8 protein-coding genes are annotated in these 6,404 nt (G+C 68.8%); 3 read left to right on the forward strand and 5 right to left on the reverse strand.

All coding sequences use genetic code 11. The annotated features are described in order from the left end of the window. From ACTIL2_RS14975 to ACTIL2_RS14990, 4 genes are all read right to left on the reverse strand, one after another. On the reverse strand, positions 1 to 638 hold a 638-nt coding region (locus ACTIL2_RS14975; RefSeq protein ID WP_442338275.1), incomplete at its 3' end, for a sigma-70 family RNA polymerase sigma factor. A 240-nt stretch (positions 639 to 878) separates the two neighbouring features. Next, the gene (dtd, locus tag ACTIL2_RS14980; protein ID WP_442338276.1) at positions 879 to 1,352 is read right to left on the reverse strand and encodes a D-aminoacyl-tRNA deacylase; all 474 of its coding nucleotides are present in this window, start codon (positions 1,350 to 1,352) and stop codon (positions 879 to 881) included. Continuing rightward, positions 1,349 to 2,977, reverse strand: coding sequence for a DUF7782 domain-containing protein (locus ACTIL2_RS14985; RefSeq protein WP_442338277.1), 1,629 nt, complete (start codon positions 2,975 to 2,977; stop codon positions 1,349 to 1,351). Before ACTIL2_RS14985 ends, dtd begins: the two co-directional genes overlap by 4 nt. Next, complete coding sequence (locus ACTIL2_RS14990; RefSeq protein ID WP_442338278.1) at positions 2,974 to 3,435, reverse strand: DUF3099 domain-containing protein; 462 nt, start codon at positions 3,433 to 3,435, stop codon at positions 2,974 to 2,976. The genes ACTIL2_RS14985 and ACTIL2_RS14990 overlap by 4 nt, the downstream gene beginning before the upstream one ends. 102 nt (positions 3,436 to 3,537) lie before the next feature. Between ACTIL2_RS14990 and ACTIL2_RS14995 the strand changes: the two genes are divergently transcribed. After that, positions 3,538 to 3,780: a DUF3039 domain-containing protein gene (locus ACTIL2_RS14995; RefSeq protein ID WP_442338279.1), complete on the forward strand. Its 243-nt coding sequence runs from the start codon at positions 3,538 to 3,540 to the stop codon at positions 3,778 to 3,780. Further along, positions 3,777 to 5,513, forward strand: a complete 1,737-nt coding sequence (locus ACTIL2_RS15000; protein WP_442338280.1) for a DEAD/DEAH box helicase — start codon at positions 3,777 to 3,779, stop codon at positions 5,511 to 5,513. The genes ACTIL2_RS14995 and ACTIL2_RS15000 overlap by 4 nt, the downstream gene beginning before the upstream one ends. A gap of 5 nt (positions 5,514 to 5,518) precedes the next feature. On the opposite strand, the gene ACTIL2_RS15005 is transcribed toward ACTIL2_RS15000, so the two are convergent. Continuing rightward, positions 5,519 to 5,878 carry a DoxX family protein gene (locus ACTIL2_RS15005; protein ID WP_442338281.1) on the reverse strand — a complete coding sequence of 120 codons (360 nt, stop codon included), beginning with the start codon at positions 5,876 to 5,878 and terminating at the stop codon, positions 5,519 to 5,521. A gap of 188 nt (positions 5,879 to 6,066) precedes the next feature. Between ACTIL2_RS15005 and ACTIL2_RS15010 the strand changes: the two genes are divergently transcribed. Next, positions 6,067 to 6,399, forward strand: coding sequence for a hypothetical protein (locus ACTIL2_RS15010; protein ID WP_442338282.1), 333 nt, complete (start codon positions 6,067 to 6,069; stop codon positions 6,397 to 6,399). The last annotated feature ends 5 nt before the right edge of the window (positions 6,400 to 6,404 follow it).

Genomic DNA, 6,404 nt, shown 5'->3' on the forward strand with positions numbered 1-6,404 from the left:
CGGATCCACCAGGTCGCGTAGGTGGAGAACTTGAAGCCCTTGGCGTAGTCGAACTTCTCCATGGCCCGGATGAGTCCCAGGTTGCCCTCCTGGATGAGGTCGAGCAGCGGCATGCCGCGGCCGGTGTAGCGCTTCGCGAGCGAGACAACCAGCCGGAGGTTGGCCTCGAGGAGATGGGTCCGGGCGGCGCGCCCCTCGCGTGCCAGCACTTTCAGGTCACGCTTGCCGGCACGGGTCAGCTTCTCGCCACTCTCGAGGATGTGCTCCGAGTAGAGGCCCACCTCGATGCGCTTCGAGAGCTCGACCTCGTCATCCGCGGTCAGCAGTGCGGTCTTGCCGATCCCGTTGAGGTACACGCGGACCAGGTCGGCCGAGGGATTCTCGTTGTTGCCGCGGCGGCGGCCCTTGTCCTCCACCACGTTGTTCTCCGACTCGGTGTCCTCGGCCCCGGACTCCGCCGGGGCATCGGCCACTGCCGTGGTGGCGGCCTCGACCACGGGTGCGGCACCGTCGGTGCTCTCCGCGGTGTTCTCGTCCAACTCGTCGATGTCGGCGGGGGTGTCCGCGCTATCACGGGTGGTCTCCAGGATGTCCTTCTCGGCCGGCGTGCCGGCGTCCTTCGTTCTACGGGTACCCATCTGGTTGACCTCCTGGGTTCGGTGTCGGAAGCTCTGAACATCCCAACGGGCCGGGAAGTGGTTTTGTTCCCCGGGTCACCCCCTGCGACTGTCCGGGGGTGGTGGGGAGTCCTCGTCACCGGTGGCTACGGTGCCAGGACCCGCTGGTGAACACTTGGGCGTTCAGCATCTCACATTCTCCCTCGAACGGGGGTGGTGATTCGGCGGAGTTCTTTCGGCGTCGAGCGGAACCCGCTGGCCTCACGCGTCGATGATGACCGTGTAGGGGCCCTGATTCGTCGAGCTGACCTCCATCATTGCGCCGAACTGCCCCGTCTCCACGTGTATGCCCCGGCCCCGGAGATCCGCCGCCAGTTCCTCGAGCACACCCTCGGCGACAGGTCCGGGTGCCGCCGCCGACCAGGAGGGCCGGCGTCCCTTCGCCGTGGAACCCATCAGGGTGAACTGGCTGACCAGCAGTACCTCCGCGCGGTTGTCCTGCGCACCGGCGTCACGTACCCCATCCCAGCCTGCACCGGTGGGTGGGAGGATCCGGAGCTCAGCGATCTTGCGCGCCACCGTACGCCAGGCCCCGGGATCATCGTCGCGTCCGACCCCGACGAGTGCCAGCAGTGCACCGCGGCCCTCCCCCCGCCGGTCGCCGTCGACGTGGCCGACGATGGCGCCATCGACGGACACGCTGGCCGTCGACACCGTGCTCACCACCGCTCTCACTCCGGCCCACCTCCGTCCGCTGCCCCTTCCCTCACCGGGGAGTCCGTGGCGATCAGTTCGTCGGGCAGGATCATCCCGTGACGGACGAGGTCGACCACCAGGGGGACGAGGGCGTCGCAGAACTCATCGGCATCCAGACCGTTGACGGCGCAGTAGAGTTCCGCGGTGTCCCGGAGTGACAGTCCCTGAGGGGACAGTCCTGCGACGACCGCCGACAGGGGAGCATCGATGTCATGGCTGAACCGTGGCCCCTCCGTCCTGGTCAGGCGCAGGACCTCGGGCTGGAAACCGATGGATGGCATGTCCTCGGTGCCGATCGTGGCGACCTCGACCGTCTCCCTGGCCAGCCCCGGCCTGACCTGGAACCTGGAGCCCAGCACCTCCTCGGCGCCGTTGTCCGCGAGCCAGGCGGCGCGGGTGAAGTACTCGCTGACCTCGTCGCCGAAGTAGTCGAGCTCGGGGGAGTCGATGACCTCGAAGGTCACCTCGGACGGTCCGTCGATGCGCTGCAGGTGCACGTAGCCCATCCCGATGCGGTCCACGCCCCGCCCGGCGAAGTAGTCCAGCCAGCGGGAGGCACGGTCGCGGCCACGGGCGGACCGCAGGTCCACCGAGGCGTCGGCGATCCACGTCCGCGCGTACACCGAGGGGGTCACCTCGTCGCGCTGCACGATCCATGCCCTGATGCCCTCGGGCGGGATCCATCCGGCGACCCGGTGGGCAGGGGACTCGGACAGTCCCGTGGCCCATGCCCCCAGAAGATGGGCGGTCCCGTCGGGCGCCAGGTGCGCGGCGGCACCTTCGACGACGGTGCGGGTCGCGTCATCGAGCTCCAGCCCTGCGTCGCGGTAGATGGAGCCGTCCTCCGGCGGGCCGACGACGAACGGTGGGTTCGAGACGATCATGTCGAACTCCTCACCGGCAACGGGCTCGAACCAGGACCCCCTCCGCCACTCGACCGGCCGGTCCGGGACGCCGCGGTGCGACGCCCGGGCGAAACCGAGGGCGCGGTCATGGACGTCAGTGGCCACCGTCTCCCCGGCGTCCACCACCAGGGCCAGGACGCCGGAACCGGTACCGAGATCGAGGAGGCGGCCGACCGGTCCGGCGGGGATCTGGTTGAGCAGGGTCAACGGTGCCTGACCGACACCGGGCACATGGTCGTCCCCGGGATCCCTGGGTTCCATCGAGGCATCCGGGTCCGAGACGATCAGCACCGGGCGTGAGTCACCGTGCTGCTGGTGGGACACCGGACGGATGTCGACCTGGCTCCTCACGGGGTCCCCCGGGGCGGCACCGCCGTGCGGCGCGCCCACGGTCTCCACGGCACCGCAGTGCAGCAGCCCGTCCAGGAGATCCTCACCGATGACCTCGGCCAACTCTCCGGCGTCCACCGGCTCACGGAGGAAGAAGGACCTGGTCAGAATATCCTCCCGGGGGCCCGCGACCTCGCCTGACGCGCAACGCCGGTCCAGGTGCCAGACAGCGGCCCCCGGGTCCCCGGCGAGGGCCTCACCGTAGCCCTCGCGTCCCAGGGCGTGGAGCAGCATCGCCGGACCGTAGTCCAGTGCGGTGAGTGCACGGACCAGATCGCCCAGTGCGGGGGAGTGTGCGTCGACGGTCATCGGGGTCCATCCTCCCGGTCGCCGGCGTCGATGACGGTGTCCTCGTCCTCGGTGGTGGAGGGACCTGCCCCGATCTCGTCGCGGGTGCCGTCTGTGAGACCCGCGTTCCACTGGGCCTCGCGGTACTGGCGTGCCAGGGCCGGCTTGTAGACTTTCGGCTGCCCCTTTTCCTCGTCGGAGCCCTTCTCGTTGGCCAGGAGGACCGCGACCCAGGGCAACGGCAGGGAGATCACCGCGAAGACGGCCGCCAGGACCGGACTGTGCAACCACCCGTAGGCGACGACGGCCATGACCAGCAGGGGGATGCGGGCGAGCTGCAGTCCGGCGTACACGTAGCGTCGGTGGCGCCAGTCGTCCAGACGGGAACGCCGTGCGTCGGTGATGACCTCGACGTCGGCGTCCCGGCGCCTGCGCCGTCCGACGCGGCGGGCACTGGGCCGGTCCTGTTGCTCTGGCATGGCGTCCACCGTAGTCCTGGTGGTGTCCCAGACAACCCCGCGGTACGGCCCGTCGACCGGCATGGCTGGAAAACACGGGGCGGTAGGGGCATTATTGGGGCTGTGACTACTCCTTCAACAACCACGATCGAGCGCCCGGACGTCCGCACCGATGAGCAGACCACGGACGACACCCCGAAGTTCTTCCACTACGTGAAGAAGGACAGCATCGTCGATTCGGCCGTGAACGGCCGCATGGTCGTCGCCCTGTGCGGTGAGACCTTCCCGGTCACCAAGCAGGCCAAGCCCGGCTCCCCGGTGTGCCCGGACTGCGAGAAGATCTACCAGGGGCTCAAGAAGAAGTGACGCAGGCCACCGCATACGGCACGCTCCGTGCCTGGCAGCAGGAGGCCCTGAGACGCTACGTCGACTCCGCCCCGCAGGATTTCCTCGCGGTTGCGACCCCGGGCGCGGGGAAGACCACTTTCGCGCTGACGGTCGCACGCATGCTCCTGGACAACAGGACGGTCCAGCGCATCGTCATCGTCGTCCCCACCGAGCACCTCAAGACCCAGTGGTCCCTCGCGGCTGCCCGGCAGGGGATCTCGATCGACGCCGAGTTCACCAACTCCTCGGCGGTCAACCACTCCCACGAGGGCGTGGCGGTGACTTATGCGCAGGTGGGCATGAAACCCACGAAGCACTACCAGGTCGCCACGGCGCAGAAGACGCTGGTGATCCTCGACGAGATCCACCACGCCGGCGACGCCAAGAGCTGGGGTGACGGCGTCCGGTTCGCCTACGACCAGGCGGAGCGCCGGCTGGCGTTGACCGGTACACCCTTCCGCTCGGACGACTCAGTGATCCCCTTCGTCGGTTACAAGGACATCGACGGTGCGCTGGTGTCCCAGTCCGACTACTCCTACAACTACTCCGACGCCCTGTCCGACGGTGTGGTCCGCCCCGTCGTGTTCCTCGCGTACTCCGGGCAGGCGCGCTGGCGGGACAGTGCCGGTGAGGAGTACGAGGCGCGGCTGGGCGAGCCGCTCAACGCGGAGCAGACGGCACGGGCGTGGAAGACCGCCCTGGATCCGAAGGGAGAGTGGATCCCCTCCGTCCTGAGCGCGGCCCACACACGGCTGATGCAGTTGCGTGAACACATCCCGGACGCCGGCGGCCTGGTGATCGCCACCGACACCACCATGGCGCGTGCCTATGCGGCGATGCTGGAGAAGATCAGCGGCTCCCGGGTGACGGTCGTCCTGTCGGACGAGCAGGGGTCCAGCGACCGGATCAAGAAGTTCGCCGCCTCGACGGACCAGTGGATGGTGGCCGTCCGCATGGTGTCCGAGGGTGTGGACGTTCCCCGGCTGGCCGTGGGTGTCTACGCGACATCCGCGTCCACCCCGCTGTTCTTCGCGCAGGCCATCGGCCGTTTCGTCCGCTCGCGTCGGCCGGGGGAGTCGGCGAGCGTCTTCCTGCCGAGTGTGCCCGTTCTCCTCGACCTGGCGTCGAATATGGAGCGCCAACGCAACCACGTCCTGGGCAAGCCGGACCGGCCCAGCGAGGGATGGGACGACGAGCTTCTCGCCCAGGCCAACAAGGAGGAGACCGAACCCGATGAGTTGGGCGGCTACGAGACCCTGGGGGCCGAGGCCGAGCTCGACAGCCTGATCTTCGACGGATCCACCTACGGGACCGCGACCATGGCGGGCTCGGAGGAGGAGCAGGAGTACCTCGGGCTTCCCGGGCTGCTGGATGCCGACCAGATGCGTACACTGCTCCGGGCGCGTCAGACGACCCAGCTGGACAACCGGGAGAAGGCCGCGGCGGCCTCACCGGGAACGACGGACCGCGAACAGGCGCAGGGGAGCCAGGACGGTGATTCCGACGACGGTCACCGCGGGAGGGTCGCCAGCGAGGAACTCCCCGGGCTGAGGAAGAAGCTCAATGCCTTGGTCGGGGCGAAATCCGCCCGTACCGGGCGTCCCCACGGCGCGATCCACAACGAGGTACGCCGCAACTGTGGTGGCCCTCCGACCGCGCTGTGCACCGCCGAGCAGTTGCGTGACAGGATCGCCTACCTGCGGGACTGGTGAGGGCCCTAGCGGGTGATCTGCTGGGCCAGAACGGTTCCGGACAGCGCCAGGAGTCCGGCTGCGGGGGCGTAGTCGCCGAACTCGTCGCCGTTGCGCACGTGCTCGGCGACGGCGGCGGCGAACAGGGCCGTCGACCCCAGTGACGCGGCGATGCCGACCCAGCGCTTCCTCAGCCCGACGAGCACACCCGCTGCGCCGGTCAGTTCCGCACCACCGATCGCCTGGTAGGCCTCCGGTGTGTAGCCGAGGTGGTCGGCGGTCTCCAGCATCGGCTCTGCCTGTGTCACCTTCGCGGTGCCCGCGCCTGCCAGAGCCGTGGCCAGGAGGGATGAGGTGATGGTGAGGGTGGCTGAGGGTTTCGACATGGTGGTTGCCTTTCACGGGTGGTTCAGGTCGGACGGGGTCGTGATGCTTCCACGATAGTAGGGAATTCCCGCCGTTGTCGCCGTTCCCGCGCCATTTCGTCCGCGCCGGTCCGCGTCGGATAGTCTGGGCGGAGAATCCCCTGATGTGCCGGACGCCCCGTGGCCCGGCGGAAAGGCGACGCAGCACAATGCCGCAGCGCGACGTCCCCCGTCAACCGAGCCGACTCGGGCTCGCCGCACTTCTCCTGGGGGTCCTCGCACTTCCGGCGGCGTTGTTCCCGTGGCTGGGGCTCATCATCGCCGTCGTCGTCCTGGCGGTGTCGCTCGTGGCGCTGATTCTGGCGCTGCGGTCCCCGAAGCTCAACCGCGGGTACCCGATGGCGGCGGTGGTGCTGGCGATCGTTGCAGTTGCCCTGGCGGGCGTCGTCAGCTCGGGAATGGCGGACCGTGTCGAGGACTGCGGCTCCACCAGCGACGAGGAACTCGAGCAGTGCCTCGAGGACGGGCGCACCGACGGGTAACTAGT

This window comes from Corynebacterium sp. (genome assembly GCF_052107835.1).
Classification (GTDB): Bacteria; Actinomycetota; Actinomycetes; order Mycobacteriales; family Mycobacteriaceae; genus Corynebacterium.